A 25,601-nucleotide genomic window follows, 5' to 3' on the forward strand; every position below is an offset into this window, starting at 1 on the left:
TCGATATCGAACGGAGAGGCCCGAAACGGCCCGATCTCGGTCTCGGAGCCGACGTGTATCGTCAACTTTTACTCGCCCACCGTCTGACCCACGACATGGACCAGTTGAAGCGGTCGCTCCTCGAGGCGCCGATCATCGAGAAAGACGGCTACCACTACTTCGTCCACCCGATCAGCGACGGCGTCCCGAAGCTCGACCCCGGGCTGCTTCGCGAGATCGTCGTCCGCATCATCCGGAAGGCCGACCTCGAGGACGTCGACCGGATCGTCACGCCCGCGGCGATGGGGATCCACATCTCGACGGCGGTATCGCTGATGACCGACATCCCGCTGACGGTCATCCGCAAGCGCCAGTACGGCCTCGACGACGAGGTCGCGATCTTCCAGGAGACCGGCTACTCGGAGTCGGAGATGTACATCAACGACGTCCGCGAGGGCGAGCGCGTCCTCGTCCTCGACGACGTCCTCTCGACGGGCGGCACCCTCACGGCCGTCCTCGATGCGCTCGACGATATCGGCGCCGAGGTCATCGACACGGTCGCGGTGATCAAGAAAGCCGGCGGTGAGAACAAGGTCGCCGACGCCGGCTACGATGTCAAGACGCTGATCAACGTCGACGTCGTCGACGGCGAGGTCGTCATCGTCGACGAAGAAGGCGATTAACTGACAGGAACGTCCTCGGAAGATTGAAACTCCCGATACGTTCTCTATTCTTTCAAGGGGAAACAGTTCATTTCCAACGATCGTTGCCTATAGGATTCGGTTATGGACGCCCATGCGGTGAGATAACGTCGAATTAGACGGGGTAAGTATTGCACTGTCGTGAAGCAATACATATATATGTGTGTTTTACACATGAAGAATCATGGTGCAGGATCACAAGCAATCTTCCATTGACGTCGATCGGCGACGATTACTGCAAGGTGCTGGTGGGGTAAGTATCGCAGCGGTTGCCGGTTGTCTGGGCGGGGACAACGGCGACGAGGACGCGCCGATCCACGTTCGGCTGGAAGTCAACTCCGACAACGACGATCGGGTTCAGATGATCGACCTGATCTCGAACTCGCTGGAGGAGTCGGGCTACTTCACGACCGAAATCGAGACCTACGAGTTCAACGACTACACCCAGCGGGTGATGGACCCCGACTACGCCGAGAACGGCTACGTCCCCTGTATCGGGCTGTCGGGCACGTTCAACCCCGAGAGCTTCTGCCAGGCGCTTCACCACAGCGACAACATTGGGCAGTGCTGTAACTTAAACGGGATCAGCGACGACGAGCTCGACCAGATGATGGACGACGCTCGCTACGGTATCGACGTCGCCGACGACGACGAGGAGCGACGCGAGCGCTACGACGAGATCTGGGAGTACCTCGCCGAGGAACGGTACAGCTCGATCACGCACTTCGACCTGCAGGCCGGCGTGATGAACACCGACGTCCACGGGTTCCGACAGAACCCCTTCACCGAGAGCACGTTCGAATACGGGCTCTACGCCCCCCAGGACGAGGTCGTCACCTGGATCGACGAGGACGCCCATCCCGACGAGACCGACCTCTCGGACCTCGAGGAGGGTGGCACCCTCCGGGCCGGCCTCACCGAGGACCCCGAGCTGTTCGATCCGCCGTACACGACCGGCGCGAACTCGACGATCGTCCAGGTGCTGATCTTCGAGCAGCTGGTCGTCAGCGACAGCGAGGGGAACCTCTACCCGTGGCTCGCCGAGGACTACGAACTCGTCGAGAGCCAGGACATCGACCGGACCGACTACGAGGAGTACATGATCGAGGTCGACGCCGACGAGGAGGGCGTCCTCGACACCGACGAGCAGGTCGTCGTCACTCACCCCGAGGACAGCCCGATCGAGGACGATACGGTCCGGGTCCTCACGCCCGAACAGGCCGGCGAGGCCGTCGAGGACGGCACCTTCGGGATGCAGTTCCAGTACGACCTCCACGAGGGAATCGAGTTCACCAACGGCGAGGAGCTCACGGCCGAACACGTCGTCGCGACCGCCGAGCGCTACGAGAACTCCGATCTGGAGGCCCAGACCTACGACTCGCTTTTGTACGCCGAGGAGGTCGACGAGTACACCGTCAACCTCTACGCCCAGATTCCCGACGCCGAGGCCGAACGCGAGCTGCCGGGACTGTACATCCATTCGCTCGAGCAGGCCGACCTCGAGGGCGGCGAGCTCGACCCCGACGCGGGCAACGAGCCGATCGGGACCGGCCCCTACGAGCTCAGCGAGTACGAAGAAACCCAGTACATCGAGTACACCAAAAACGACGACTACTGGCTCGAGGAGCTCGGCCTCGAGAGCAAGGAGTGGTTCGACGGCTCCGAGGAGTTCCCGGACGGCCCCGTCATCGACGAACTCGAGTTCGAGATCGTCCCCGACGACTCGAGCCGCGCCGGCGCGCTCCAGAGCGACGAGATCGACATGACCTACGGGCTGGCCACCGACGTCCTCGACGACTTCGAGGAGGACGACGACTACGTCATCGACAGCGTCGAGGCCGGCGGCTACGAGTACATCCAGTACCCGATGCACGTCGAGCCGTGGGACGACGAACGGCTCCGCCAGGCGGTCAATCATCTCATCCCGCGCGAGGAGATCGTCGACAACGTCCTCAACGGCTGGGCGCGTCCGGCCTGGACCGACCTGCCGGAGCTCGCCGAGGAGAACGGGACGACCGACGCCGAGGCCCTCGAGGAGGACATCCGGCCCCGCAACGAGTACGATCCCGAAACCGCAGCGGAGTTACTCGAAGAAGTGATCGACGACTACGACCTCGAGTGAGGTCGCACCGGTATCCGTTCGCAGTGTTTGATAAATGATTTCATCATGAGTTTACGACGTTTCATACTGAAGCGACTGTTGTCGATCGTTCCGATCCTGTTCGGCGTCTCGGTGATCACCTTCGCGCTGGTGCATCTCACGCCGGGTGATCCGATCAGCCAGATGGTCGCGACCAACCCCCACGTGACCGCGGCCGACGAGGCCCAGATGCGCTCCCGGTACGGGCTCGACGGCCCGATCTGGGAGCAGTATCTGACCTGGATGGGGAACGTCCTGACCGGGGACTTCGGCGAGGTCATCAGCTCCGGCCAGGACGTCTCCTCGGTTATCATCGCGCGACTTCCCGAGACGATCGTCCTCGGGCTGTTCGGCTGGGTGTTCGGTCTCGTGATCGCGATCCCGACCGGGATCTACGCGGCCATCAACAAGGACCAGCTCGCCGACACCGTCAGCCGCTTCGTCGCGCTGTCGGGCATCTCGATCCCGAACTTCTGGCTCGGCCTGATGTTGATCCTGATCGGCGCGCTCTGGCTGGAGATCTGGACGGTGCTACCGCCCTCGCGCCTGCCGCTGTACCATCCCGAGATGCTGTTCTATCTGATCCTCCCGGGGATCACGATCGGGACCGCTGCAGCGGCGAGTATCATGCGCGTGATGCGGACCTCGATGGCCGAGGAGCTGAACAAGGAGTACGTCACCGCGGCGCGAGCGAAGGGGCTTCCCGAGCGACAGGTCATCCTCAAACACGTGCTGCGGAACTCGCTGATCTCGGTGGTGACGCTGGCGGCGACGCTGACCGCGAGCATCGTCGCCGGTTCGGTCGTCGTCGAGATGGTGTTCAACTGGCCGGGACTTGGCCGGGAGCTCATCCAGGCGATCAACCAGCGCGAGATCAACCTCATTATGGCGATCACGCTGTTTACCGGCGTGTTCATCGTCCTGGCGAATCTGCTAGCAGACATTCTGTACGCGGTTCTGGATCCGAGGATCAGATATGAGTAGCAAGGAACACACCGAACGCGGACGCATCCGAATCACCGGGTTCGACCCGGACCAGGTCCGGCAGCGCGATCCACTATCGGACTGGACCGAGGAGAGTGGCGGCGAAACCGAGGGCCGGCTCGAACGGGCCTGGAAACGGTTCAAGCGCAACCGCTCCGCGCTGATTGGACTGCTCGTGGTCGGCGTCCTCACCCTGCTTGCGATCTTCGCTCGCCCGATATCGGTGATGGGGATGACGGTCCAACCGTTCTCGATCGCACCCTACGATCCGACGGCGATCATGTACATGAACCCCGACTCGTCGGCGGGCGTCTACGACTCGCCGTCGCTTTCCCATCCGATGGGGACCGACGGCGACGGTCGTGACCTGTTCTCGCGGGTCCTGTACGGCGGCCGCTACAGTATCTCGATCGGCTTCATCGTCGTCGGGCTCAGCGCTACCTTCGGACTGGTATACGGGGCGATCTCGGGCTACTACGGCGGCTGGACCGACGAGATCCTGATGCGAATCGTCGACACCGTCTACGCGTTCCCGGGGCTGATCCTGGCGCTGATCATCGTCGCTACGCTCGGTGGCGGCTACTGGCAGCTCGTCGCCGCGTTCGCGATCCCGGGCTGGATCACCTACGCCCGCCTCATCCGCGGCGAGGTCCTGACGATCAAGGAAAACGAGTACGTTATGGCGGCGAAGGCGCTAGGTGCCCGCGATCGATCGGTGATTTTCAAACACATCGTCCCGAACGCGATGCCGCCGATGATCGTCTACGGGACGCTCAATATCGGGACCGTCGTCATCGGCGTTGCGGCGCTTGGCTTCCTCGGACTCGGGATGCCGCCGGGCACCGCCGAGTGGGGAACGATGCTCGACCAGACCCGGGAGACGCTCATTCAGGGGCCCGGCGGTTCGATCCCCTGGTGGGCGACTGTCTTCCCCGGCGGGGCGATCTTCCTGTTCGTGATGGCGATGAACATGATCGGCGACGGAGTCAACGACGCACTGGACGCCCAGGAAACCGGTATCGAAGGGCAGGGAGGTGGATAAGATGGCACTACTCGAAATCAATGACCTCACGGTGAAGTTCTACACGCAGGAAGGTGTCGTCACCGCCGTCGACGACCTCTCCTACCGCATCGAGCGCGGCGAGAAGTTCGGCGTCGTCGGCGAAAGCGGCGCCGGAAAGAGCGTCACCGCCCTCTCGTTGATGCGGCTCATCGAGAGTCCGGGTCGTATCGAGAGCGGCGAGATCCTGTTCAAAGGCGAGGACTTGCTCGCGATGAGCGAGGAGGAGATCCGGACGATTCGAGGCAACGAGATCGCAATGATCTTCCAGGACGCCCAGACGGCGTTGAACCCCGTCTACACCGTCGGCGAGCAGATCGCCGAGGCGATCCGTCACCACCTCGACTACGACGAGGCCGAGGCCCGCGAGCGGACGATCCAGTTGCTCGACACCGTCGGCATCCCCGAAGCCGAGTCGCGCTACTCCGACTACCCTCACGAGTTCTCCGGCGGGATGCAACAGCGAGCTGTGATCGCAATGGCGCTGTCCTGTGACCCCGACCTGTTGCTCTGTGACGAGCCGACGACGGCGCTCGACGTCACGATCGAGGCCCAGATCCTGGAGGAGCTCGAGGAACTCGCCGACGAGTTCGACACCGCGATTCAGCTCATCACCCACGACCTTGGTGTCGTCGCCGAGGTCTGTGACCGGGTGATGGTCATGTACGCGGGCAGTCCCGTCGAGAAGGCGCCCGTCGAGGAGCTGTACTACGACCCGAAACATCCCTACACGGTCGGGCTGATGAGCTCGATCCCCCGTGTCGGCGACGAGCGCGAGCGATTACAGACGATTCCGGGAACGATGCCGGACCTCGTCGAGCTCCCGCCTGGCTGTAGCTTCCATCCCCGGTGTCCGTACGCCGAGGACGTCTGCACCAAGCGCGAGCCGCCGCTGCTTGATCCCGAGACGGGCCGGGACGCGTCGGGCACGGACGCCGACCGCGCGGCCGCGTGTCTCGAGTACACCGGCGAGCTGCAGGAGGGGCTGGACTATTCCGTCGAGGTCGGCGACGGCCACGAGACCCGTACCGACGCGACCGCGCCGAACCCGGAGGGTGAACGACGATGACCCGGCCGGACGAGGAGCCGATCCTGCGGGCCGAGAACCTGACGAAGTACTACGACGCGAGCAGCGGATTCATCGACGGCCTGCTCGGCCGCACGAACTGGGTCAAGGCCGTTGACGGGATCGACCTCGAACTGTACGAGGGTGAGACGCTGGGCGTCGTCGGCGAGTCGGGCTGTGGGAAGAGTACGCTCGGCCGGTCGCTGTTGCGTCTGCTCGAGCCGACCGACGGCTCGGTCTACTACCACCAGCAGGTCGACGGCGGCGACCGACGCGAGGAAGTCGAGATCACCGAGCTCTCGAGTTCGGAGCTGCGAGATCTCCGCACCGACGTCCAGTACATCTTCCAGGATCCGTTCTCGAGTCTGAACCCACGGCTGACGGTCGGGGATATCATCGGCGAGCCACTGGACATCCACGACATCGCCGAGGGTGAGGACCGAACCGAACGGATCTACGAACTGCTCGAGACCGTCGGGCTCAGCCAGAGCCACGCCCACCGCTACCCCCACGAGTTCTCCGGGGGTCAGCGCCAGCGCATCGGAATCGCCCGCGCGCTGGCGGTCGACCCGGAGATCATCGTCTGTGACGAGCCCGTCTCGGCGCTCGACGTCTCGGTCCAGGCCCAGATCCTCAACCTGCTCGAGGATCTCCAGGAGGAGTTCGGCCTCTCGTATATCTTCATCGCCCACGACCTGAGCGTCGTCGAGCATATCTCCGATCGGATCGCCGTGATGTATCTCGGGGAGTTCGCGGAGGTCGGGACGACCGAGGAGGTGTTCTCGCCGCCCCACCACCCCTACGCCGAGGCGTTGCTCTCGGCGATCCCCGAACCGGATCCGCTCTGGCAGGGCGAACAGATCCTCCTGCCAGGAACCGTCCCGTCGCCGATGAACCCGCCCTCGGGCTGTCGGTTCCACACCCGCTGTCCCCGCATCATCCCGCCCGAGGACGTCGACCTGCCACAGGACGTCTGGCGGTCGATCGTCGACTTCAAGCTGCGGGTTCGGGGCGCGGAGGAGCTCGGGGCGATCACCGCCGTCGACGACGTCGATGACGAGGCGACCGATCCCAACGCGCTCTCCCGCGAGGCGTTCGCGTCCTCGGTCCGCGAGGAGTTCGGCCTTCCGGAGCCCGTCGCCGATCGGAGCGCCGAGCAGGCGTTGAGCGAGAGTATCGACGCGCTTCACGCCGGCGAGTTCGACGCCGCCCGCGAGCGCCTCGAGGAGGCGTTCACCTCGCCTTGCGAGACCACCGACCCCCACCAGGTTCCAACCGGCGAGACCCACGAGATCGCGTGTCTGCTGTACGACGACCGGTACGCCGAGGGCGAGTTCCGGACCGACGACGACGCGGGCGCCGTCGCCGACGACTGACCCCAGAACCCTTTAGTTTTCCTCGCCCCTGTCTCCGCTATGCGCCGGATCTACGAGTCCTCGGCCCTCCAGCGGGACGACGACGACCAGTTCACCCCGCGGGAACGAGAGACCGAACCCCAGTCGCTGCGGTCGATCGACAGCACCGGGCTGAGCCGGCGGCTCGTTCCGGCGTGGCTCTCCCACCGAGCGATCTCGGTCGACGTCTCGACGCCCCGATCGACCTACCCTGTCGACACCGCCGTCCCCTTCCGGGTGACGATGCGAAACGCGATGCCGTTCCCGATCACGATTACGACCCGGTCGCCGATCCCCTGGCACTGGACCGTCGATGGGCTCACCGACGCCGCCGAAATATCGCTTCACGATCCGCCCGCGGAGCCCCAGGGGTTCCGGTTCGACCGCGGCGAGCGAAAGCGGTTCACGAAACGATGGCACCAGCGCTTTCGCGTCGCCGACGACGAGTGGGAGGCGGCCGAGCCCGGCACCCACACGATCGGCGCCGGGCTGAACGTCGCCGACGCCGCCAAGAAGGGACTGTACGACGAGACGACGATTACCATCGAAGCCGACGACGCTTGATCCGGACCCCAACTCCGGTGGTCCCACGATCGCCGGGCGAGGACGCCGGTGCTACGGCTGGAACCCACCGCCCGTGCCGTGGTCGACGTCGTTCGGATCGAACTCGAGGAGCGGCTGGCCACAGTCCCGACACTCCAGTGCGTGGACCTCGTAGCGCTGACAACAGGACTCGACGGTGTCCTCGGTCAGCGAGAGCGGGCCGCCACAGGCCGGACACGCTCCGTGGAACGATCGCAGCGCCTCCAGCAGCTCGATCCGCTGGCCCTGGGGAACCTCGTGCCAGCGGTCCGTCAGTTCCGCGAGCGCCCGGTGGGTCGCGACGTCGGCCCGCAGGGCAGCCGTCGACGGCCACTTGTGGATCCGCCGTCCGATCCTTACGGCGGGGTACGGGCGGTCCTCGATCGAGACCGCGCCGGGCTCGATCCCGTACAGCTCGGCGACGGGCGCTGGCTCGAGGGGGTCGTCCGGGAGCGAGCGGAGTCGGTCGTCGATCAGCTCGGCGAGCGCCTCGGTGAACGCGACGTCTCCGTCCCGGGGCTCGACGGCGCCGACCTCGAGGAGAAACCGCTCGGGATCGACCGCCTGCTCGCGCTGGCGCTCGTACTCCGCGATCGTCTCGGTCGTCGCTTCCCGGTCGTCGCCGTCCTCGAGCGGGTGGGTGTCGAACCGCTCGAGGACGGCCGCCGGCAGATACCGCTTCGTTAGCGTCGGCGTTCCGGGAACGAGATACCCCCGCAGTCCGATCGCCGCGAGCGATCCCGCGAACGCGGCGACGCCGCCCGCCCGCGAGACCTTTCCGACGACGACGCTCCCCGCCGCAGCGAGGGCGACGTTGACGGCTGTACACGGCAGGCAGCGGTTCTCGCCGGTGTAGGCCGGCTTTCGGACGCGATCGAGCGTCTCCCGGATCGACTCTCTCATAGCTCTCGGTTGTGACGGGGCGGTCAAAAACGGGGAGGCTTCTCCGTTTCAGAAGCGACATAAAATACGGTCGATCTAATGCCGACAGATATATACAATAGCATTTTGTAACAGTTTTTCATGTCCGATAGTTCGGATGGTCAAGGTGTAGATCGGTCGCGTCGGAAGATGCTGGGGCTTCTCGGGGGAAGCGCCACCGTGGGGCTCGCGGGCTGTTCTGCTCTGCTCGATGGAGACGGGGGCGACGACGATGAGGTCGACGGTGGGGATCACGAAGTCGCCGAGCACGCCGACAAGGCACAGGCTGCCTGGGAGACCGTCGTCGAGAACCCTGGGCCGGACGAGGAAGACACCCGGAACGATGCCTACATCGAGATCGAGGAGGCCGTCAGGGACGACATGGTGTTGCTCCCGCTGTACCACAGCAAGGGCGAGCGCTGGTGGTACGACTACGTCGACATTCCGGAGCTGGGTGCGCTCGGTAGCCACCACCAGCAGTACAACGAGGTCGAGATCGACGGTGACGACGAGCTGAACCTTCTCAACAGCACGTTCGACGAGCTGGATCCGATCATGTCGACCGACACCGCGTCGGGAACGGTTATCAACCAGCTGTACGAGACCCTAACTCACTACCCGAACGGCGTCGCCGAGGTCGAAAACCAGCTCATCGAGGACGTCGAAACGTCCGAGGACAGCCTGGTCTGGACGTTCACCCTCCAGGAGGGGGTCCAGTTCCACGGCGGCGAGGAGCTGACGGCGGACGACGTCGTCTACTCGTTCCGGCGGCTGGCCGAGTCCGAGTACAGCGAACGGGCGAACTTCATCCTCGGGACACCCGACGGGCTTGGAATCGAGTACGAGGAGACCGATGACGGCGGCGTCGAACCGGACTCCCTGGGCGTCGAGGCCGTCGACGATCGGACCGTCGAACTGACGCTTCGCGAGCCGAACCCGGCGGTGCTCGACATTCTGACTTACGACGGGTTCGCGATCGTTCCGGAGGGGATCGTCGGCGACGTCGAGGGGTACGACGGCGAGGTCGACCACGACGAGTTCCAGACCGAGATGGCAAACGGGACCGGTCCCTTCGAGTACGACGAGTTCAATGTCGGCGAGGAGATGCGGGTCGTTCGTAACGACGACTACCACGGCACCGTTCCGAGCGTCGAGGCGGTCCACTGGGAGATCAACGAAGACCCCGAATCCATGTTCACTTACGTCATGGAGGGGAACGCCGACGTCTTCGAGAACAGCCAGATCCCCACCTCCCAGTACGACGCGGACCTGATCGACGCCGAAGAGGACGACATGGGCCGCGAGGTCGGGACCTACGGTCCGTTCGAGAACGACGAGGAAGCCAACTACCTCGCGGTTCCCGAACTCGGGACCTACTACTTCGCCTTTAACGTCACGAACGTCCCTCGTCCCGTCCGGCAGGCGATCGCGTACGTCGTCGATCACGAGGAGCTCATCGAGGACATCCTCGAGGAACGCGGATTCGAGGCCTTTAGCTTCACGCCACCCCGGATGTGGCCGACCGGCGACGACGGCTACGACGACTGGGTCGACGAGTGGCCCTACGGCGCCAACGAGACCGACATCGAAGGTGCCCAGGACGTCCTCGACGAGACGGAGTACACGGAGGACGACCCCTTCGAGCTGACGGCCTCGACCTACGAGTCCGCTCCCGAGTACGGCGAGATGGCCGAACTGATTCGACAGAAGCTCGGCGATCTGCCACTCGAGATCACCAACAACGAGACGCAGTTCTCGACGCTGCAGGACCGCGGCGAGGACGGTGACCTCGAGATGTACTCGCTGGGTTGGGTCTGGAGCTGGCCGGACGTCGCGTACGGTCACTTCGGGTTCGAACCGAAAAACACCGACACCTCCGAGATGCCGACCGACGCGACCGGCTACTACCTGGACTGGCAGGCGAACCTGGACGAACAGGCCTGACGGCTCGGCCACAGCCGTCGGTACTCCGATATTTCGAAGCGAAATGTTTAGATACCCTTAGTTGGGCAATTATTGATGTAAGTATGGGCGACTATCTTCGAAACGTGTCTCGGATTGTTCGTGGTGTCTCATGAGTCGGTGGGGATACTTCGTTAGACGGCTTCTGTTGTCGATCCCCGTCCTGTTCCTGGTGTTGACGTTCATCTTCGCGCTGTTGCGGATGGGTCCGGTCGATCCGGTCGCCGCCAGGCTCGGTCCAGAAGCGACCGGGGCGGAAGCCGAGCGAATGCGCGAGCGACTCGGTCTCAACGATCCGCTCTGGGAGCAGTACGTCGACTTCGTCACCGACTTCCTGGTTCTCGATCTGGGCCAGTCCTGGGTCGTGTTCGCCGGCTGGGATGTCTCGTCGATCGTGATAAACTCGGGGCCACCGACGCTCTGGCTGGGCTTCTGGGCGATCCTGCTCCCGCTGTTTATCGGCATCCCGCTGGGGTTCTACGCGGGGCTTCGGCCGAACAGCTGGGGTGACTACACCGCCTCGGTCAGTGGCATCCTCTGGCAGGCGATGCCGAACTTCTGGCTGTGTATCATCCTGCTTGCCGTGTTGCGCCAGACCCAGGGTGGCGGCTGGTTCGGCTTCGACTGGTATACGTTCGGGCCGGAGATCAGGAGTATCACCGGAACGCCGGATCTCGCCTTCCTCTCCTGGTCGAACCTGGTCGGTCCCGTTCCGTATCCGACCGGAGTCGACTGGGGGGCACTCGCCGTCGACATCAAACTCATCCTGCCGCCCGCGCTGGTGCTTGGCTCCGCGTCGATGGCGGCCGAGTTACGTATCGGGCGGACGGCGATCCTCGAGACGATCAACTCGAACTTCGTCGAGACTGCCAGAGCGAAGGGGCTCAAAGAGCGGGCTATCGTCTGGAAACACGTCTTCAGGAACGCGCTAATCCCGCTGGTGCCGGTCATCACCAACGAGGCGTTCCTGCTGATCGGCGGCTCGGTCATCGTCGAATCGATCTTCAACATCAACGGTCTCGGCAGGATCTTCTTCCTCGCGATGATCCAGGGTGATCTGCCGCTTGCCGGTGCGTTGCTGTTTATCTTCACGCTGATCATCATCTTCCTGAACATCCTGCAGGACTTCCTGTACACGATCATCGATCCGCGAGTGGGGTACGAACGATGAACACGAGAGCTACGACCGACGCGAGTGAATCGGATCCCGAAGAGACGCTGCTTCGCGAACGGGTCGTGGAGAACCCGGGCCCGGCCCTGTACTGGCTGGCCGGAGCCGCGGTGCTTGTCGCGCTCGAACTGGGACGTCTCGCCGGCTGGCTGACGGGGATCGGGTCGGCTATCGAGTTCGTGTTCGACATGATCGCCGCGATCCCCGGCTGGATCGCCGGCAACGTCGCCGACGCGACGACGCCGCTGGTCGGCTACCTCGTTAACGACGCGGTAACGCTGCTGTTGCTGTTCGGGATCGCCGCCGTGTTGCTCCGACTCGTTCCCTGGAGTCTCAGGGACCGGTTCGACGTCGGGACGCCACGAACGCGGGCCGTCCTCGAGCAGCTCGGCGTGACGGTCCTCCTGGCGGTCGTGCTGGTCGCGCTCCTGTTTACGCCGATCGGGGGACTCCTCAGAACCGCCGTCGTCACCCCCGTCGACCTGCTGTCGTCGCTTCCGTCGCTGACCAGCCACGAACTCATCTCGAATCAGGGCCACCGAACGCCCGACGGCGGGTGGGACGGAACCTTCCTCGGACTCTCGCCCGCAGTCGCGTGGGGCATTCGGGTCCTGCTCGTCTACGGCTATGCCTTCGCCGTCCTCGCCTGGGTCTGGAAGGGGTACAACGTCTTCCGCGATCACTACCGCCAGGCCGACTGGACGCCCCGGGACGACACGTTCGCCCGGTTCCGGAACCACTACTGGGGACTGTTCGGTCTGCTCGTCGTAGTGTTGTTCATCGTCACTGCTCTCTGGGCACCAGCCGTAAGCCCGGCCACGGCCGAGCAAAACATCTACTCGCCGTACTCCTACGAGGTACAGTACCTCGAGGACGGCGAGGTCGCCACGACGACGGTCGGGGACGCGAACCTCGGCAGCCAGTCCGACGGACAGAACACGATCGGGCCGATGAGCTACGACGACTACGATCGCTGGGCACCGTTTGGCACCACGCCGAACGGACAGGACTTGCTCACACACGTCGCCTACGGGGCCCAGACCTCGCTCGTGATCGGGCTGCTGGCGATCGGTCTGGGCGGACTGATCGCGGTCACGATGTCGCTGCTGACCGCCTACTACAAGGGTGCCGTCGACGTCCTGACCGTGGTCGCAAGCGACACGATCATCTCGATCCCGGCGTTCCTGCTGGTGATGATGCTGTCGGTGATCTTCGATCAGGGTGATCACGTCCTCGCGGAGCCGCTCAACGGGGGTGTGCTCCTCGGGTTGATCTTCGCGTTCGTCTACTGGCCCGGGATGTGGCGCTCGATACGGGGGCCCTCACTCCAGGTCGCCGAGGAGGAGTGGGTCGACGCCGCCAAGAGCTACGGCCAGACGCCGGCGAACACAATGCGTAAGCACATGGCTCCGTACATCGCCGGATACATCATGATCTACGGCTCGCTGCTGCTCGGCGGCGTTATCATCTTCACCGCCGCTCTCTCGTTCCTCGGCCTGGGTATCAACGCACCCACTCCCGAGTGGGGGCGGCTCATCAGCGACGGCGAGGCGTACGTCTCGACGTCGTCGTGGCACGTCGCGACGATCCCGGGACTGATGATCGTCCTCGTTGTCACTGCCTTTAACGCGCTCGGTGACGGGCTTCGCGACGCGATCGATCCCGAGACCGCAGCCGGCGACGCCAACACGGACGACACCGGTGCCGCGGCAGCCGGAGGTGGTGGCTGATGTCCCTCGAACAGTCCGCCACGGAGACCTCCGAGCGCGGAGAGCCGATCCTCGAGGTCCGGAACCTGCAGACCGCCTTCTTCACCGAGAAGGAGACGATCCGAGCCGTCGACGACGTCGGCTTCGCTATTCGACCAGGAGAGACCGTCGGGATCGTCGGCGAGAGCGGTTCGGGCAAGAGCGTCACCGCCCGCTCGATCATGGGGCTGGTCGACTCGCCCGGTCGCGTTCTCGACGGGAGCAGCATCCGGTTCTCTCATCTCGAGACCGTCCGGGAGTACGCCGAGGCGTTCCCCGACCGGACCGTCGACCTCGAGTCGCTGCGAGCCGAGTACGACCCGGTCGAGCTGTTCGACCGGTCGGACGTCGACGTCGAACCGACGGACCTCGGACACGAGCGAGCCAACGAGGTTCCCCTCGAGGACGTCGTGGCCGCCGGCTACGGCGACGTCCTCGGCGTCGACGGCGACGACTGCGTGTTCGTTACGGACGGCTCCCCGGCGTCGCCGTCCTCGATCGCGGAGGGGTTCGTCGAGCTCACGCGACTCAGCGGCGAGTCACAGCGACGCATGCGCGGTGGGCGGATCGCGATGGTGTTCCAGGATCCGCTAACGAGCCTCAACCCCGTCTACACGGTCGGCAACCAGATCAAGGAAGCGCTCCGTCTGCATCAGGGACTGCGCGGCGAGGCCGCGACGCGGGAGGCCGCCGAGCTGCTCGAGGACGTTGGCATCCCGGACGCCAGACGGCGGGTCAACGAGTACCCCCATCAGTTCTCGGGCGGGATGCGCCAGCGGGCGGTGATCGCGATGGCGCTGGCCTGCGATCCGGAGCTGTTGATCTGTGACGAGCCGACGACGGCACTCGACGTGACGATCCAGGCCCAGATTCTCGATCTACTCGCGGAACTACAGGAGAAGCGAGATCTCGCGATGATGTTTATCACCCACGACATGGGCGTCATCGCGGAGATCAGCCACCGCGTGAACGTCATGTACGCCGGCGAGATCGTCGAGACTGCGGGCGTCCACGACCTGTTCGCGGATCCGAGACACCCCTACACCCAGGGGCTGTTGCAGTCGATCCCGGGCCGACAGGAGGGTGATCGACTGCAGACGATCGAGGGGAACGTGCCGACGCCCAATCAGCCGGCGACGTCCTGTCGGTTCGCGCCGCGCTGTCCGAAGGCGTTCGAGGACTGCGAGGCGGTCCATCCCGTCTCCGTCCCCGTCGAGGAGGGAGCGACCGACCACACCGCGGCCTGTCTGCTTTACCCCGAGGAGCTGCCGACCGAGGAGGCGGTCGCCAGACACCAGCGACGAACCGACGCCGAAACTCGAGGCGATACCGAATGAGCCAGGAAGCGATTCGATCGGAGACCGACGCACCGACCGGAAGCGACGAGGAGACGCTGATCTCCGTCCGGGAACTCAAGACCTACTACGATGACGGCGGACTGTTCGGCGGGACGCCGGTCAAGGCCGTCGACGGCGTCAGCTTCGACGTCCGTCGCGGCGAGACGCTGGGACTGGTCGGCGAGTCCGGCTGCGGGAAGACGACGCTCGGCCGGACGCTGCTCCAGCTCGAGGAGGCGACTGCGGGCGACGTTCTGTTCGACGGGACTGACGTCACGACGCTTAGCGGCGACGAGCTCCACGAGTGGCGCCGGAACGCCCAGATGGTGTTCCAGGACCCCGAATCGAGCCTCAACGATCGGATGACGATCGGCGAGATCGTTCGCGAACCGCTCGACGTCCACGACTGGAAGACGCCCCGCGAGCGGCGCCAGCGGGTCAAGGAACTGCTCGCGACCGTCGGCCTCCAGCGCGAACACTACTACCGCTACCCCCACCAGTTCTCCGGGGGGCAACGTCAGCGGATCAGCATCGCCCGAACGCTGTCGCTCGAGCCCGACTTCGTCGTTCTCGACGAGCCCGTTTCGGCGCTCGACGTCTCGGTTCAGGCCGAGATCATCAACCTGCTCGAGGACCTCCAGGAGGAGTTCGGCCTGACCTACCTCTTTATCGCCCACGACCTCTCGGTTGTCAGACATATCTGCGACCGGGTCGCCGTGATGTACCTCGGAAACGTTATGGAGATCGGTCCGACCGAGGAGCTGTTCGCGAATCCCTCGAACCCCTACACTCACTCCCTGCTGTCGGCGATCCCCGAACCCGATCCGACGAGCGATCGCGAGCGAATCACGCTCCACGGGACGCCGCCGAACCCGCGGTATCCACCCTCTGGATGTCCGTTCAGCACCCGCTGTCCCGCCCGGATCCGCCCCGAGGAGTACCGGGATCTCGACGACGAGCTGTGGACGCGGCTGAACGCGCTGAAGAACACGCTCAACGAGCGCCAGCGGGCCGAGCTCTCGGTTCGCGAGCGCGTTCGCGCCGCGGTCGGGAAGGACACCCGTTTCGGATCGATCGACGAAATGTACGAGGACCTGTTCGGCGATCTCGAGATCCCCCCCGACGTACAGTCCACGCTCGACGAGATCGAAACCCACGCCCGAAACCACGACGAGGAGGACGCGATCACCGTCTACCACGAGGCGTTCGGCGCCGCCTGCGAGGCCGAGACGCCGGCGTACCACTCGACGGGCGAGGGCGGTCACCGCAGCTACTGCCACCGCCACACCGAGGAGTACCGGGATCCCGAGGCCGTCCTCGATCGCCGCCACCGGTGACGATGGCGGCACGCGAGTCGGCCGGGCGGCTCCGGCGGTGGGTCCGGATCTGGATCGACGGGCTCACCTACGCGCTTGCAGTCACGCTGTGTGCCGGCGTCGCGAGCGTCGTCGTCGGCGTCGCGACCGGGGGCGGTCTCGTGCGCGCGAAAGAACTCCTGTTTCTGGGCGGGTGGCTCCTCCTCGCGTACGCGACGTTCCGACTGTGGCCGTCCTCGCCCGAGGACGTCGCCTCCGAACGGGACGTCGACGGCGAGTCGATAGCCGGGGGCCGGCCCTCGACGCGGTTCCGACGGTTCGTCCGGGCACTGCCTCCCGCCCGGTGGGTCGCGATGCCACACCCGAAACGCCGCATGACGACGGCGACGAAGCTGTTGCTCAGCGGGGTGTCGGTCCTGTTGCTGTCGCTGGTGATGGAGGTCGGGTTCGGGATCTGAGCCGAGCCGTCAACGATCGGAAAAGAATTAACCGCCCGCTCTCCAGACCGTAGACTATGACCGACGACAGTCGCGCTGTCGACCCCCGACGTGACTCCAGCGGCGCGAGGACGGAGGCCTGGAAACAGACCCTCGAGGATATGCACGCGGTCGCCGACAGTCGACGCGACGAGGGATGGGACGTCCTGACGATCCCGGCCGCACAGACCGACACCGTGAGCCGCGACGTCGGCGAGGACGACCGGTTCGGACTGGTCCACGTCGTACCCGACAACTACGCCGACGAGTTCACCGAGACGTACGACGCGGACGCGTTCACCGAGTATCTGGCCTACGGCACCTCGATCGGCGGCTACGCGTATCTGGTCACGGAGCTCATCGATCCGTCCGCGGAGCGGTCGATCCTGATCGCCGGTCGGTACAACCTGGCGTTCGCGCGCGGGATGATCACCGCTGCCAGAGCGGAGGACGTCCTCTACACCCACTGGAAGACGATCGACGGGACGGATCTTGGTACGTTCGAACACGAGGAGTACGAGCCGTTGCTGCCGGACACCTAGGGCGTCCGCTGTGCCCGTCACCAGTTGGCTGCAAAGCGCCGAGAGTGCTACGGCTGTCGTTCGGGAGCTCGTTCGTAGCAAAACACGGCGGCCGAGAGAGTTAAACCACGCCGACGTCGGTTGTCCAGTTCAGACCTGCTATACTCGCCGCTTGCGAACTTGCTCGCGGCAAAAATATAGCGGGAGGTAGATTTGAACTACCGGTCTGCGGGTTATGAGCCCGCCGGAATCTCCTGGCTATCCCATCCCGCTACTTCTTCGTAACGCGGTGCACTAATTAAGGGTTGTGATTCGGACGCCGTATGTGGGTTTCTGCCGTCACCCCCTGTGGACCTTCCAGGTGTAGAGGCTCTCACAGGTGTAGTTGACGAAGAAGCCGATCCCCATCCCCACGACGTTCGCCGCCAGATACCAGACGTCGAAGCCGTAGACCAGCACAGTCAACACGCCAAGCGTCACGAGAAAGCCCGCGAACCGCACCAGGTTCGAGCGGAGAAAGCGCCAGCCAAGCGCCCGTCCCGTCCAGGCGCCGTGGCTCGCGAACGTCCAGCGTTCGTTGATCACAAAGATCACCGCGATCGCGAACTCCCAGGCGATCACCTTCGCGAGGACGGGCCCCAGAACGGTCAGCTCGACCAGCAAAACGAGGACGGCGTTGTCGACGGTCGCGCCGACGAGCCCGACGCTGGCGAACTGGGTAAACCGGGTCGCCGACAGCAGCGCCCGGGCGCGAACGCGAAGCGCCTCCGAGAGGGAGCCTGACATCGTCGGAGTCGAGGATCGCCGCGAGCACGACCGACACGTCGTCGACCGGTCGCTGGCGTTACAGCTCCAGGTCGGCCGTCGCGCGGACGACCTCGACGTCCTCGGCGTCGACGCGGTCGACGTCGAGGAAGTGGGGCGTGAAGTTTCGTCTCTCGAAGTCCTCGAACTCGTCCTGGGTGCCGACGGTACACCACAGCTGGACCTCCTCGGGGCCGTGCCACTCGCCGTTTCGGCTGACGCCGAAACAGACCACTTCGGTCCCGTCGTAGTCGACGATCGCCCCCTTCCGGATGCCGGGATCTCCGTGGATGATGAGACGCTTCATGCGGGTGCGTTCACGCGAGAGGGGATTAAACGCTTCGAAGGTCCGAGGAAGCGCCGACGGCGACGAACCAAACGGGTTTTAAACAGCGCTGTCTTAGCCCACGTCAAGTGAGCTAACGATGCAGATGCCACGCCGATTCAATACGTACTGTCCGCACTGCAACGAACACCACGAGCACGAGGTCGAGAAGTCCCGTACCGGCCGCTCCTCGGGGATGAAGTGGGACGCTCGCCGAACCCGTCGCAACACCGCGACGATCGGTAACTCCGGTCGCTTCTCGAAGGTGCCCGGCGGCGAGAAGCCCACCAAGAAAACCGACCTCAAGTACCGCTGCAGCGAGTGTGGCAAGGCCCATCTCCGCGAGGGATGGCGCGCCGGCCGAATCGAGTTCCAGGAGTGATTACAATGGCAGGAAATTTCTATTCAGTTCGCTGTGGTGACTGCGAGAACGAACAGACCGTCTTCGGCAAGGCCTCCTCGGAGGTCGCGTGTGCCGTCTGCGGAACGACGCTGGCGCGACCGACCGGCGGCAAAGCCGAAATCGACCACGAGATCCTCGAAACAGTCGAGTCACGATGAAATACAGCGGCTGGCCCGACACCGGCGAGCTCGTCGTCGGCAAGATCGACGAGATCGAGGACTTCGGCGTCTTCGTCGACCTCGAGGAGTACCAGGACCAGCGCGGGCTGATCCACATCTCCGAGGTCGCGAGCGGCTGGATCAAGAACGTCCGCGATCACGTTCGCGAGGGCCAGATCGTCGTCTGCAAGGTACTCGACGTCGACACCGAGTCCCAGCAGATCGACCTCTCGCTCAAAGACGTCAACGACCACCAGCGCTCGGAGAAGATCCAGCAGTGGAAAAACGAACAGAAGGCCGACAACTGGATGGCCCTGGCGCTCGGCGAGGACGCCGACGACGAGACCTACACCGCCGTCGCCAACGAGCTGATCGGCGCCCACGGGAGCCTCTACGACGGGTTCAAGCAGGCGGCGATCCACGGCGAGGAGGCCCTCGAGACCACCGATCTTTCGGCCGAGGAGGTCGAGGCGATCGTCGACACCGCCCGCGAGAACGTCTCGGTGCCGTACGTCAACGTCACCGGCTACGTCGACCTCGAGAACGCCTCCCCTAGCGGCGTCGACGGGATCCGAACCGCCCTGGAGGCCGCCGAGGGCAACGGCGAGGTTCCCGACGAGGTCGACCTCGAAGTTAGCTACGTCGGCGCCCCGGAGTACCGGATCAACGTCCAGGCGCCCAACTACAAGACCGCCGAGGCCCAGCTCGAGGAAAGCGCCCAGCGCGCGGTCGCCGCGATCGAGCAGGAGGGGGGCTCCGGCGAGTTCCACCGCGAGCGTCGCACCGACGACGAATGAAATCCGACATCCGGGTCTGTTCGGCGTGGCGCGACGCCCACGACCGCCCGGTGTACACCCTTTTGTCGACCTGTCCCGACTGTGGCGCCGACGCCGTAAACAGCGCGCCGGCACCGTTCGATCCCGAGGACGCCCACGGCGAGTACCGACGCGCTCTTAAACGTCGCAGTCGCTGATACGGTATGGACGAACTCGAGATCGACGCGGTCGCCGAGGCGGAGCTGGACGACCCCGTACTCGTCGAGGGGCTGCCCGGCGTCGGACACGTCGGCAGTCTCGCGGCCGAGCACGTACTCGAGGAGCTCGAGGACGAGAGCACGCTCGTGCGGCGGATCTACTCCCGGGAGTTCCCGCCGAAGGTGAGCATCGAGGACGGCGTCGCCGACCTGACCTGCGCCGAGATCCACGCCGTCTCGGTGCCCGACGGTCGCGACCTGCTCGTGTTGACCGGCGACCACCAGGCCCAGACGAACGACGGCCACTACGTACTGGCGTCGGCGTTTCTGGACGTCGCCGAGGAGTTCGGCGCGAGCGAGCTGTACGCGCTCGGCGGCGTCCCGACCGGCGAGCTGATCGAGGAGTACGCCGTCGTCGGCGCCGTCACCGACGAGTCGCTGATCGAGCCACACGAGGACGCAGGCGTCGAGTTCCGCGAGGACGAACCCGCGGGTGGCATCGTCGGCGTCTCCGGACTTCTGCTGGGACTTGGCGAACGTCGCGGGTTCGAGGCCGCCTGCCTGATGGGCGAGACGAGCGGCTACCTCGTCGATCCCAAAAGCGCCCGCGCTATCCTCGACGTCCTCGAGGAGCTGCTCGGCTTCGAGCTCGACTACGAACGGCTCGACGAACGGGCCGACGAGATGGAAGACGTCATCGGCAAGATCCAGGAGATGGAACAGCAACAACAACAGATGGACGTGCCGACCGACGACGACCTGCGGTATATCGGGTAGCGGCTTCGAGTCGGGTCCCGGGATCGGACGCCAAGCGGTGTGATCGCGGAAGATCCACACTCGCACTATATTTTTCTGGCCGGCGTAGTTCCGTACATGGCACACACCCCCGAACTCCCGGAAAAGTACGTCTGCGTCGACTGTCAGACGGTACACGCCGGTACGGTCGTCGAACGTACCGACGTCAGTCGCCGGTACGAGGCACCCAACGCGTGTGGCTGTTGCGGAGGAGTCGAGTTCGTCGTCGAGGTGGACTGGCCCCACGTCGACCGGTAGCGCGTTCCGCGTGTCGTCCCGGGTCGGCCGCGGACTGGGAAACCGCGAACGATATTTTCCCCCAGGTCCACGACCCACATATGGCTGACTCTCGAACGGTCGAGCGCTACGACGTCGGCGTCGTCGGGGCGGGACTGGCCGGACTGACGGCGGCACGGGAGCTGACCGAGGCCGGCCTCGACGTCGTCGTCCTCGAGGCCAGGGACCGGGTCGGCGGTCGGACGGCGGCAGGATCGCTGTCGACCGGCGACGCGATCGATCGCGGCGCGGAGTGGATCGGCGCCGACCACGACCGCGTTCTCGCGCTGGTCGAGGAGTTCGACCTCGAGCTGTGCGAGCAGTACGACGGGGGCACCGACCGGGTCGCCGTCGCGGGCGAGCTGTTCGACCACGAGAATCGGTTCCGGGCGCTCCCCGAGGACTCGGCCGCGGAGCTGCGGGAGGCACTCGAACGGATCGAGGAGCTCCGCCGGGACGTCCCCCTCGAGTCGCCCTCCGAGGCGCCCGACGCCGACAGGTGGGACGCGACCACCCTCGAGTCCTGGAAGCACGAGGCGATGGCGACCGAGGCCGCCCGGGAGGCGTTCGACGCGTTCGTTCGGGCCGAGTTCACCGTCGAACCGAACGCGGTTTCGCTGCTGTACCTCCTCGCGGCCGTCGACGCCGCCGGCGGACTCGAAGTAGACGAGGAGTCGGTCAGTGTCTTACAGGAGTACCGCCTCGCCGGCAGCACCCAGCAGCTCTCGCAGGGACTCGCCGACGTCCTTGGCGACGCGATCCGGCTGAACGAACCGGTCCGACGGATCGATCGACGCGGCGAGGACGTCACCCTCGTCTCCGACGACGAGAGCTACGCCGTCTCGGACGCGATCGTCGCCGTTCCACCGCCGCTGATCGGACAGATCGACCATGAGCCCGCGCTGCCCGCCCGTCGACGGGGACTGGTCCAGCGGATGCCGATGGGGGCGGTGATCAAGTGGGTCGCCGCCTACGAGGAGCCGTTCTGGCGCGAGGACGGCCTCTCGGGATCGGTGCTTTCGGCCGACGGGATCGTGACCGAGGTCGCGGACGGGACAGTTCCCGACGGGGAGCGGGGACTCCTCGTCGGGTTCGTCGCCGGGGCCGACGCCCTCGAATGGAGCGATCGACCGACGGCCGAGCGCAGGGAGCGAGTGCTTGACGAACTCGAGCGGTACTTCGGGCCGCGAGCGACCGAGCCCCTGGCGTACGCCGACGAGGCCTGGTCGAAAACCCGGTGGTCGACGGGCGGGTACAACGCCGCGATGACGCCGGGGACGCTAACGTCCTGTGGCGACGCGCTCCGCGAGCCCGTCGGCCGCGTCCGCTGGGCCGGCTCGGAGACCGCCCTCGAGTGGCGCGGCTTCATGGAGGGCGCGATCAGCTCGGGAGAGCGAGTCGCGAACGAAATTCTCGACGATCGCGGGGCTTGAGGAAGCTGACGTACCGATAGTCGGTAGTACGGGCTCTCTGGCGAAGGTCGAGTCCGAACGGAGGAGTTCGCGACGCATCGATTCGGGTCTCCCACGGATCCATCGATCAACCGGTAGTGGTGGTGTCGAAGCACGGAACGGGGAAGACGACGCCTCGCCGGTCCGCCTCCGCGGAAATCGCGAGCCCCGCGTGCGTCAGTCGGCTCTCGACCGACGGGCCTTTGATTCTCTCCGGAATGGTGCACGTATGGCAGCGAAAGGCGCTCTCGGAAGCGGTCTCGTTGCGTTCGTCGTTGCGGCCGCCGTCGCCGGCGCGGTCGGCGGGAAGCAACGCGGGCTGCGAATCGGCGTTCTGACCGGAGTCGCAGTGGCTCTGAGCACCTGGTTGTCCAGCCGCTCGAACGCAGCGGAAACCGACCTCACAGACGAAACGACCGCCGCGTGATCTGACGGGGTGAGTTGGAAGACGATGTGTCCTCCTCTCTACCGTTACCCCTCGAGGACCTCGTAGGAGACCGCTGCGTCCCGGAGCGTGTCGGTGACCCGACCGACCGCGTCGATCGTCGCGACGACGGCGACTGTGAGTCCTCGCTCGGCCGCGTCGGCCGCGACCTCGCCGACGGCGAAGGTGGCGGCGGGCTCGGCGTCGGCCTGCCGGCAGGCGACGACCGCCTCGACGCCCGTCGCGAGGACGAGGTCGGCGCCCGCACAGTGGTCAGTAACGGTCTCGGCGTCGACCTCGCGGCTGCCGCCCGCGCGAACCGCGGGCACCTGCAGGACGGTGACGGAGCCGGGCTCGAGGTCGATGACGCCCTCGAAGCTCGTGACGCCGACGTCGGTGCCGGCCTCGGCGTCGGTCGTCGCGACCCCCGTCGCCGGCCCGGCCTCGCCGGGCGCGGCGTGGAGGAGGCCGTCTTCGATCGACAGCGAGACGATGTCGCCCTCCTCGAGGTCGTCGGTCGCGATCGCGGTGTCCTCGCCCATCGCGCCCAGGACGTCCTCGGTGACGTGGTCGGCGAACCGCCGCACGTCGCCGGCGGCCTGAAAGAGCCAGTCGACGCCCTCCTTGGTGACGCGGTATCGGGAGCGGCCCTCCTTCTCGACGAGGCCGTCGTCGACGAGCTCCCGGATGTATTCGCTGACGGCCTGGCTCGTGACGCCGACTTCCTCGGCGATCTCTCCCTGGCTGACGGCGGGCTGGCGCTCGGCGATCTGGACGAGGATCCGAAACCGCGTCGCGGCCCGCTTGTTGTCGAGGACGTCGACCATACGGGCAGTTTCCGCCAGCACGGCAAAAAAGGTACGCAGTCACCGAGGCAACAAACTCATGCCGGACGCGTTCCTCGGACAGGACGATAATGTCGCCCTCCGTGCCGTCGGTCGACGTTCCCGGAGTGCTGGCGAGCGGTCCGACGTTCGCGTCGACGCTGCAGGGTGTCGTGCCGATCGACGCGCTGGCCTGGATCGCGATCGCCGCCTTCGGCCTCGCCCTGCTCGGTCGCCGGTTCGACGTCGCCGTCCCCGCCCGCCCGCTTGCGGGCGTCGCCTGGCTCCTCTTTGGCACCTACTGGCTGACGATGGTGCCGTACTACTACGTCGACGCCCAGAGCCCCCTCCAGACCGTCCTGGCGCTTGCTGCCCTGCCGCTGTGTGTTTACACCGGCTACCTGCTGTGGAGCGGCCGGGAGTCGCTGTTCGTGCTGACAAAGGCCGTCGCCCTGATGGGCCTGATCTACCTGCCCGCGGAGACGATCCCGATCGTCCGCCAGTGGCTGATCGAGACCACCGCGGTCCAGACCCACTACGGGATGGAGCTGCTGGGTCACAGCCCGGGGATCAACGAGGGCGTGAACGGGTACGAGAGCCGCTTCAACTTCGACTCCGAGGAGACGGCGACGGGTCGAACCACCTACATCGTCCTCGCCTGCACCGGGCTCGGGAGCATGGCTATCTTCGGCGGGCTGATCGCCGCGGTGGCGGCTCCCCTCCGACGAAAGCTGACGGCCTTCGCGCTCGCGATCGGCGTCATCTGGCTGCTGAATCTCGCCCGGAACGTCTTCATCGGCCTGGCGACCCCCCACGGCTGGTTCCAGCAGGACGTCGTCGTCTCCCTGATGACGACCTACATGGGTGCCGAGGAGACCCGGGTCTCCTATCTGGTCGCGCACAACTACATCTCTCAGCTGCTGGCCGTCGTCGCCCTGATCGGCGTCACCTACCTCGTCGTCAAGATCCTTCCCGAGATCCTCGACCCCCTTGAGGAAGTGCTGTTCGTGCTGACCGGGACCGAATACGACCTCGAGACGGCCCTCGATGCGGACGCCCGGACCGACGGCGGTTCCCGGGAGCCATGACCGACGCCGTCGATGTCCCCTTCGAACTCGACGACCGGGCGGTCTATTTCCCGCGCGCCGAGACGCTCGTCCTTGCCGACGTCCATCTCGGACGAGCGGCGTCCTCGCCGGTCGAGGCGCCACTTGGCGAGGCAACCGACGTCGCCGAACGGCTCGAGGCGCTGCTGGCCGCGCGGAACCCCGAGACGGTCGTGATCGCCGGCGATCTGTTACACTCGTTCTCCAGGATCCCCCGGGGCGTCGAGCGTTCGCTCGCCGAACTCGTCGACCGCGTCGAGGACGCCGGCGCGTCGCTCGCCGTCACGCCGGGCAACCACGACGCGATGCTCGCGTCGGCGTTCGACGGCGAGACAGCGTCGAGTTACCGGCTAGCGGACGAGGAGACGGTCGTCTGTCACGGCCACGAACGGCCGTCGGGGGCGACGACTGGGACGAGCCGGTACGTCCTCGGTCACGAGCATCCGGCGATCGAGATCGACGGCCGGAAGCGACCGTGCTTTCTGTACGCACCTCCGACGGCCGACCGGGCGGGGGTCCTGGTCCTCCCGGCGTTTACCCGCCTCGCGGATGGGCGGACGATCAATCGGCTCCGGTCGACGGATCTCCACTCGCCGCTGATCGAGAACCTCGAGGACTGCTATCCCGCCGTTTACGACGACTCGAGCGGCGAGGCGCTGTGGTTTCCGCCGCTCGGCGAGTCCCGTCGCTTCCTCGACTGACAC

The 25,601-nt window shown here is 65.6% G+C and carries 28 protein-coding genes and 1 tRNA gene; 24 read left to right on the forward strand and 5 right to left on the reverse strand.

Annotated elements, in window-relative coordinates; translation table 11 throughout:
- The first annotated feature begins 95 nt into the window (after positions 1-95).
- The 7 genes from hpt to NATOC_RS02690 all read left to right on the forward strand — a co-directional run bounded on the left by hpt (position 96) and on the right by NATOC_RS02690 (position 7,888).
- Entirely contained in the window at positions 96-662 is a 567-nt protein-coding gene (gene hpt / locus NATOC_RS02660; protein ID WP_015319871.1) for a hypoxanthine/guanine phosphoribosyltransferase, read from the forward strand.
- A gap of 202 nt (positions 663-864) precedes the next feature.
- Complete coding sequence (locus tag NATOC_RS02665; protein WP_015319872.1) at positions 865-2,802, forward strand: ABC transporter substrate-binding protein; 1,938 nt, start codon at positions 865-867, stop codon at positions 2,800-2,802.
- Positions 2,803-2,847: 45 nt separating this feature from the next.
- Complete coding sequence (locus tag NATOC_RS02670; protein ID WP_015319873.1) at positions 2,848-3,804, forward strand: ABC transporter permease; 957 nt, start codon at positions 2,848-2,850, stop codon at positions 3,802-3,804.
- The gene (locus NATOC_RS02675; RefSeq protein ID WP_015319874.1) at positions 3,797-4,846 is read left to right on the forward strand and encodes an ABC transporter permease; all 1,050 of its coding nucleotides are present in this window, start codon (positions 3,797-3,799) and stop codon (positions 4,844-4,846) included. Before NATOC_RS02670 ends, NATOC_RS02675 begins: the two co-directional genes overlap by 8 nt.
- 1 nt (position 4,847) lies before the next feature.
- On the forward strand, positions 4,848-5,933 hold the full coding sequence (locus tag NATOC_RS02680) for an ABC transporter ATP-binding protein (protein WP_015319875.1): 1,086 nt from the start codon (positions 4,848-4,850) through the stop codon (positions 5,931-5,933).
- Complete coding sequence (locus NATOC_RS02685) at positions 5,930-7,306, forward strand: ABC transporter ATP-binding protein (protein WP_015319876.1); 1,377 nt, start codon at positions 5,930-5,932, stop codon at positions 7,304-7,306. Before NATOC_RS02680 ends, NATOC_RS02685 begins: the two co-directional genes overlap by 4 nt.
- Positions 7,307-7,345: 39 nt before the next feature.
- A complete protein-coding gene (locus NATOC_RS02690; RefSeq protein ID WP_015319877.1) occupies positions 7,346-7,888 on the forward strand; it encodes a hypothetical protein in 543 nt (180 codons plus the stop codon).
- A 51-nt stretch (positions 7,889-7,939) separates the two neighbouring features.
- On the opposite strand, the gene NATOC_RS02695 is transcribed toward NATOC_RS02690, so the two are convergent.
- Positions 7,940-8,809 (reverse strand): hypothetical protein, encoded by an 870-nt coding sequence (locus NATOC_RS02695; protein WP_015319878.1) that lies wholly within the window; start codon positions 8,807-8,809, stop codon positions 7,940-7,942.
- Positions 8,810-8,977: 168 nt separating this feature from the next.
- On the opposite strand from NATOC_RS02695, the gene NATOC_RS02700 reads away from it, so the two are divergent.
- The 7 genes from NATOC_RS02700 to NATOC_RS02730 all read left to right on the forward strand — a co-directional run bounded on the left by NATOC_RS02700 (position 8,978) and on the right by NATOC_RS02730 (position 17,379).
- Positions 8,978-10,771, forward strand: a complete 1,794-nt coding sequence (locus NATOC_RS02700) for an ABC transporter substrate-binding protein (RefSeq protein WP_015319879.1) — start codon at positions 8,978-8,980, stop codon at positions 10,769-10,771.
- Positions 10,772-10,901: 130 nt separating this feature from the next.
- Positions 10,902-11,960 (forward strand): ABC transporter permease, encoded by a 1,059-nt coding sequence (locus NATOC_RS02705; protein WP_015319880.1) that lies wholly within the window; start codon positions 10,902-10,904, stop codon positions 11,958-11,960.
- Entirely contained in the window at positions 11,957-13,690 is a 1,734-nt protein-coding gene (locus NATOC_RS02710) for an ABC transporter permease (protein WP_015319881.1), read from the forward strand. Before NATOC_RS02705 ends, NATOC_RS02710 begins: the two co-directional genes overlap by 4 nt.
- Positions 13,690-15,045, forward strand: a complete 1,356-nt coding sequence (locus NATOC_RS02715; protein WP_015319882.1) for an ABC transporter ATP-binding protein — start codon at positions 13,690-13,692, stop codon at positions 15,043-15,045. Before NATOC_RS02710 ends, NATOC_RS02715 begins: the two co-directional genes overlap by 1 nt.
- Positions 15,042-16,382, forward strand: a complete 1,341-nt coding sequence (locus tag NATOC_RS02720; RefSeq protein ID WP_015319883.1) for an ABC transporter ATP-binding protein — start codon at positions 15,042-15,044, stop codon at positions 16,380-16,382. The genes NATOC_RS02715 and NATOC_RS02720 overlap by 4 nt, the downstream gene beginning before the upstream one ends.
- A 2-nt stretch (positions 16,383-16,384) precedes the next feature.
- A complete protein-coding gene (locus NATOC_RS02725) occupies positions 16,385-16,819 on the forward strand; it encodes a DUF7555 family protein (RefSeq protein WP_015319884.1) in 435 nt (144 codons plus the stop codon).
- 56 nt (positions 16,820-16,875) lie between these two features.
- Positions 16,876-17,379 (forward strand): DUF7529 family protein, encoded by a 504-nt coding sequence (locus NATOC_RS02730; RefSeq protein WP_015319885.1) that lies wholly within the window; start codon positions 16,876-16,878, stop codon positions 17,377-17,379.
- 177 nt (positions 17,380-17,556) lie between these two features.
- Here NATOC_RS02730 and NATOC_RS02735 read toward each other — a convergent pair.
- The 3 genes from NATOC_RS02735 to NATOC_RS02745 all read right to left on the reverse strand — a co-directional run bounded on the left by NATOC_RS02735 (position 17,557) and on the right by NATOC_RS02745 (position 18,469).
- Positions 17,557-17,631 (reverse strand) — tRNA-Met (locus NATOC_RS02735).
- 66 nt (positions 17,632-17,697) lie between these two features.
- The gene (locus NATOC_RS02740) at positions 17,698-18,144 is read right to left on the reverse strand and encodes a GtrA family protein (RefSeq protein ID WP_015319886.1); all 447 of its coding nucleotides are present in this window, start codon (positions 18,142-18,144) and stop codon (positions 17,698-17,700) included.
- Positions 18,145-18,202: 58 nt separating this feature from the next.
- Positions 18,203-18,469, reverse strand: coding sequence for an HAH_0734 family protein (locus tag NATOC_RS02745; protein WP_015319887.1), 267 nt, complete (start codon positions 18,467-18,469; stop codon positions 18,203-18,205).
- 118 nt (positions 18,470-18,587) lie between these two features.
- Between NATOC_RS02745 and NATOC_RS02750 the strand changes: the two genes are divergently transcribed.
- From NATOC_RS02750 to NATOC_RS02785, 8 genes are all read left to right on the forward strand, one after another.
- Entirely contained in the window at positions 18,588-18,869 is a 282-nt protein-coding gene (locus NATOC_RS02750; protein ID WP_015319888.1) for a 50S ribosomal protein L44e, read from the forward strand.
- Positions 18,870-18,874: 5 nt separating this feature from the next.
- Positions 18,875-19,048, forward strand: coding sequence for a 30S ribosomal protein S27e (locus NATOC_RS02755; protein WP_015319889.1), 174 nt, complete (start codon positions 18,875-18,877; stop codon positions 19,046-19,048).
- The gene (locus tag NATOC_RS02760) at positions 19,045-19,845 is read left to right on the forward strand and encodes a translation initiation factor IF-2 subunit alpha (RefSeq protein WP_015319890.1); all 801 of its coding nucleotides are present in this window, start codon (positions 19,045-19,047) and stop codon (positions 19,843-19,845) included. Before NATOC_RS02755 ends, NATOC_RS02760 begins: the two co-directional genes overlap by 4 nt.
- Entirely contained in the window at positions 19,842-20,021 is a 180-nt protein-coding gene (locus NATOC_RS02765; protein WP_015319891.1) for an RNA-protein complex protein Nop10, read from the forward strand. Before NATOC_RS02760 ends, NATOC_RS02765 begins: the two co-directional genes overlap by 4 nt.
- Positions 20,022-20,027: 6 nt before the next feature.
- A complete protein-coding gene (locus NATOC_RS02770; RefSeq protein WP_015319892.1) occupies positions 20,028-20,798 on the forward strand; it encodes a proteasome assembly chaperone family protein in 771 nt (256 codons plus the stop codon).
- A 96-nt stretch (positions 20,799-20,894) separates the two neighbouring features.
- The gene (locus NATOC_RS02775) at positions 20,895-21,074 is read left to right on the forward strand and encodes a hypothetical protein (protein ID WP_015319893.1); all 180 of its coding nucleotides are present in this window, start codon (positions 20,895-20,897) and stop codon (positions 21,072-21,074) included.
- An 80-nt stretch (positions 21,075-21,154) separates the two neighbouring features.
- Complete coding sequence (locus tag NATOC_RS02780) at positions 21,155-22,525, forward strand: flavin monoamine oxidase family protein (protein ID WP_015319894.1); 1,371 nt, start codon at positions 21,155-21,157, stop codon at positions 22,523-22,525.
- 247 nt (positions 22,526-22,772) lie between these two features.
- Positions 22,773-22,970 carry a hypothetical protein gene (locus tag NATOC_RS02785; protein WP_015319895.1) on the forward strand — a complete coding sequence of 66 codons (198 nt, stop codon included), beginning with the start codon at positions 22,773-22,775 and terminating at the stop codon, positions 22,968-22,970.
- A 44-nt stretch (positions 22,971-23,014) separates the two neighbouring features.
- Here NATOC_RS02785 and NATOC_RS02790 read toward each other — a convergent pair whose 3' ends face one another.
- Positions 23,015-23,794 carry a DUF7839 domain-containing protein gene (locus tag NATOC_RS02790; RefSeq protein ID WP_015319896.1) on the reverse strand — a complete coding sequence of 260 codons (780 nt, stop codon included), beginning with the start codon at positions 23,792-23,794 and terminating at the stop codon, positions 23,015-23,017.
- A gap of 89 nt (positions 23,795-23,883) precedes the next feature.
- Between NATOC_RS02790 and artA the strand changes: the two genes are divergently transcribed.
- Both artA and NATOC_RS02800 read left to right on the forward strand, forming a co-directional pair.
- Positions 23,884-24,879, forward strand: a complete 996-nt coding sequence (artA, locus tag NATOC_RS02795; RefSeq protein ID WP_015319897.1) for an archaeosortase A — start codon at positions 23,884-23,886, stop codon at positions 24,877-24,879.
- Positions 24,876-25,598, forward strand: a complete 723-nt coding sequence (locus NATOC_RS02800) for a metallophosphoesterase (RefSeq protein ID WP_015319898.1) — start codon at positions 24,876-24,878, stop codon at positions 25,596-25,598. Before artA ends, NATOC_RS02800 begins: the two co-directional genes overlap by 4 nt.
- The last annotated feature ends 3 nt before the right edge of the window (positions 25,599-25,601 follow it).

The sequence above is a fragment of the Natronococcus occultus SP4 genome (genome assembly GCF_000328685.1).
GTDB classification, from domain to species: Archaea; Halobacteriota; Halobacteria; order Halobacteriales; family Natrialbaceae; genus Natronococcus; species Natronococcus occultus.

Coding starts and splice junctions, on each gene's coding strand:
- hpt (WP_015319871.1), top strand. CDS start 96: ATGGACCAGTTGAAGCGGTCGCTCCTCGAGGCGCCGATCATCGAGAAA.
- NATOC_RS02665 (WP_015319872.1), top strand. CDS start 865: ATGGTGCAGGATCACAAGCAATCTTCCATTGACGTCGATCGGCGACGA.
- NATOC_RS02670 (WP_015319873.1), top strand. CDS start 2,848: ATGAGTTTACGACGTTTCATACTGAAGCGACTGTTGTCGATCGTTCCG.
- NATOC_RS02675 (WP_015319874.1), top strand. CDS start 3,797: ATGAGTAGCAAGGAACACACCGAACGCGGACGCATCCGAATCACCGGG.
- NATOC_RS02680 (WP_015319875.1), top strand. CDS start 4,848: ATGGCACTACTCGAAATCAATGACCTCACGGTGAAGTTCTACACGCAG.
- NATOC_RS02685 (WP_015319876.1), top strand. CDS start 5,930: ATGACCCGGCCGGACGAGGAGCCGATCCTGCGGGCCGAGAACCTGACG.
- NATOC_RS02690 (WP_015319877.1), top strand. CDS start 7,346: ATGCGCCGGATCTACGAGTCCTCGGCCCTCCAGCGGGACGACGACGAC.
- NATOC_RS02695 (WP_015319878.1), bottom strand. CDS start 8,809: ATGAGAGAGTCGATCCGGGAGACGCTCGATCGCGTCCGAAAGCCGGCC.
- NATOC_RS02700 (WP_015319879.1), top strand. CDS start 8,978: ATGCTGGGGCTTCTCGGGGGAAGCGCCACCGTGGGGCTCGCGGGCTGT.
- NATOC_RS02705 (WP_015319880.1), top strand. CDS start 10,902: ATGAGTCGGTGGGGATACTTCGTTAGACGGCTTCTGTTGTCGATCCCC.
- NATOC_RS02710 (WP_015319881.1), top strand. CDS start 11,957: ATGAACACGAGAGCTACGACCGACGCGAGTGAATCGGATCCCGAAGAG.
- NATOC_RS02715 (WP_015319882.1), top strand. CDS start 13,690: ATGTCCCTCGAACAGTCCGCCACGGAGACCTCCGAGCGCGGAGAGCCG.
- NATOC_RS02720 (WP_015319883.1), top strand. CDS start 15,042: ATGAGCCAGGAAGCGATTCGATCGGAGACCGACGCACCGACCGGAAGC.
- NATOC_RS02725 (WP_015319884.1), top strand. CDS start 16,385: ATGGCGGCACGCGAGTCGGCCGGGCGGCTCCGGCGGTGGGTCCGGATC.
- NATOC_RS02730 (WP_015319885.1), top strand. CDS start 16,876: ATGACCGACGACAGTCGCGCTGTCGACCCCCGACGTGACTCCAGCGGC.
- NATOC_RS02740 (WP_015319886.1), bottom strand. CDS start 18,144: ATGTCAGGCTCCCTCTCGGAGGCGCTTCGCGTTCGCGCCCGGGCGCTG.
- NATOC_RS02745 (WP_015319887.1), bottom strand. CDS start 18,469: ATGAAGCGTCTCATCATCCACGGAGATCCCGGCATCCGGAAGGGGGCG.
- NATOC_RS02750 (WP_015319888.1), top strand. CDS start 18,588: ATGCAGATGCCACGCCGATTCAATACGTACTGTCCGCACTGCAACGAA.
- NATOC_RS02755 (WP_015319889.1), top strand. CDS start 18,875: ATGGCAGGAAATTTCTATTCAGTTCGCTGTGGTGACTGCGAGAACGAA.
- NATOC_RS02760 (WP_015319890.1), top strand. CDS start 19,045: ATGAAATACAGCGGCTGGCCCGACACCGGCGAGCTCGTCGTCGGCAAG.
- NATOC_RS02765 (WP_015319891.1), top strand. CDS start 19,842: ATGAAATCCGACATCCGGGTCTGTTCGGCGTGGCGCGACGCCCACGAC.
- NATOC_RS02770 (WP_015319892.1), top strand. CDS start 20,028: ATGGACGAACTCGAGATCGACGCGGTCGCCGAGGCGGAGCTGGACGAC.
- NATOC_RS02775 (WP_015319893.1), top strand. CDS start 20,895: ATGGCACACACCCCCGAACTCCCGGAAAAGTACGTCTGCGTCGACTGT.
- NATOC_RS02780 (WP_015319894.1), top strand. CDS start 21,155: ATGGCTGACTCTCGAACGGTCGAGCGCTACGACGTCGGCGTCGTCGGG.
- NATOC_RS02785 (WP_015319895.1), top strand. CDS start 22,773: ATGGCAGCGAAAGGCGCTCTCGGAAGCGGTCTCGTTGCGTTCGTCGTT.
- NATOC_RS02790 (WP_015319896.1), bottom strand. CDS start 23,794: ATGGTCGACGTCCTCGACAACAAGCGGGCCGCGACGCGGTTTCGGATC.
- artA (WP_015319897.1), top strand. CDS start 23,884: ATGTCGCCCTCCGTGCCGTCGGTCGACGTTCCCGGAGTGCTGGCGAGC.
- NATOC_RS02800 (WP_015319898.1), top strand. CDS start 24,876: ATGACCGACGCCGTCGATGTCCCCTTCGAACTCGACGACCGGGCGGTC.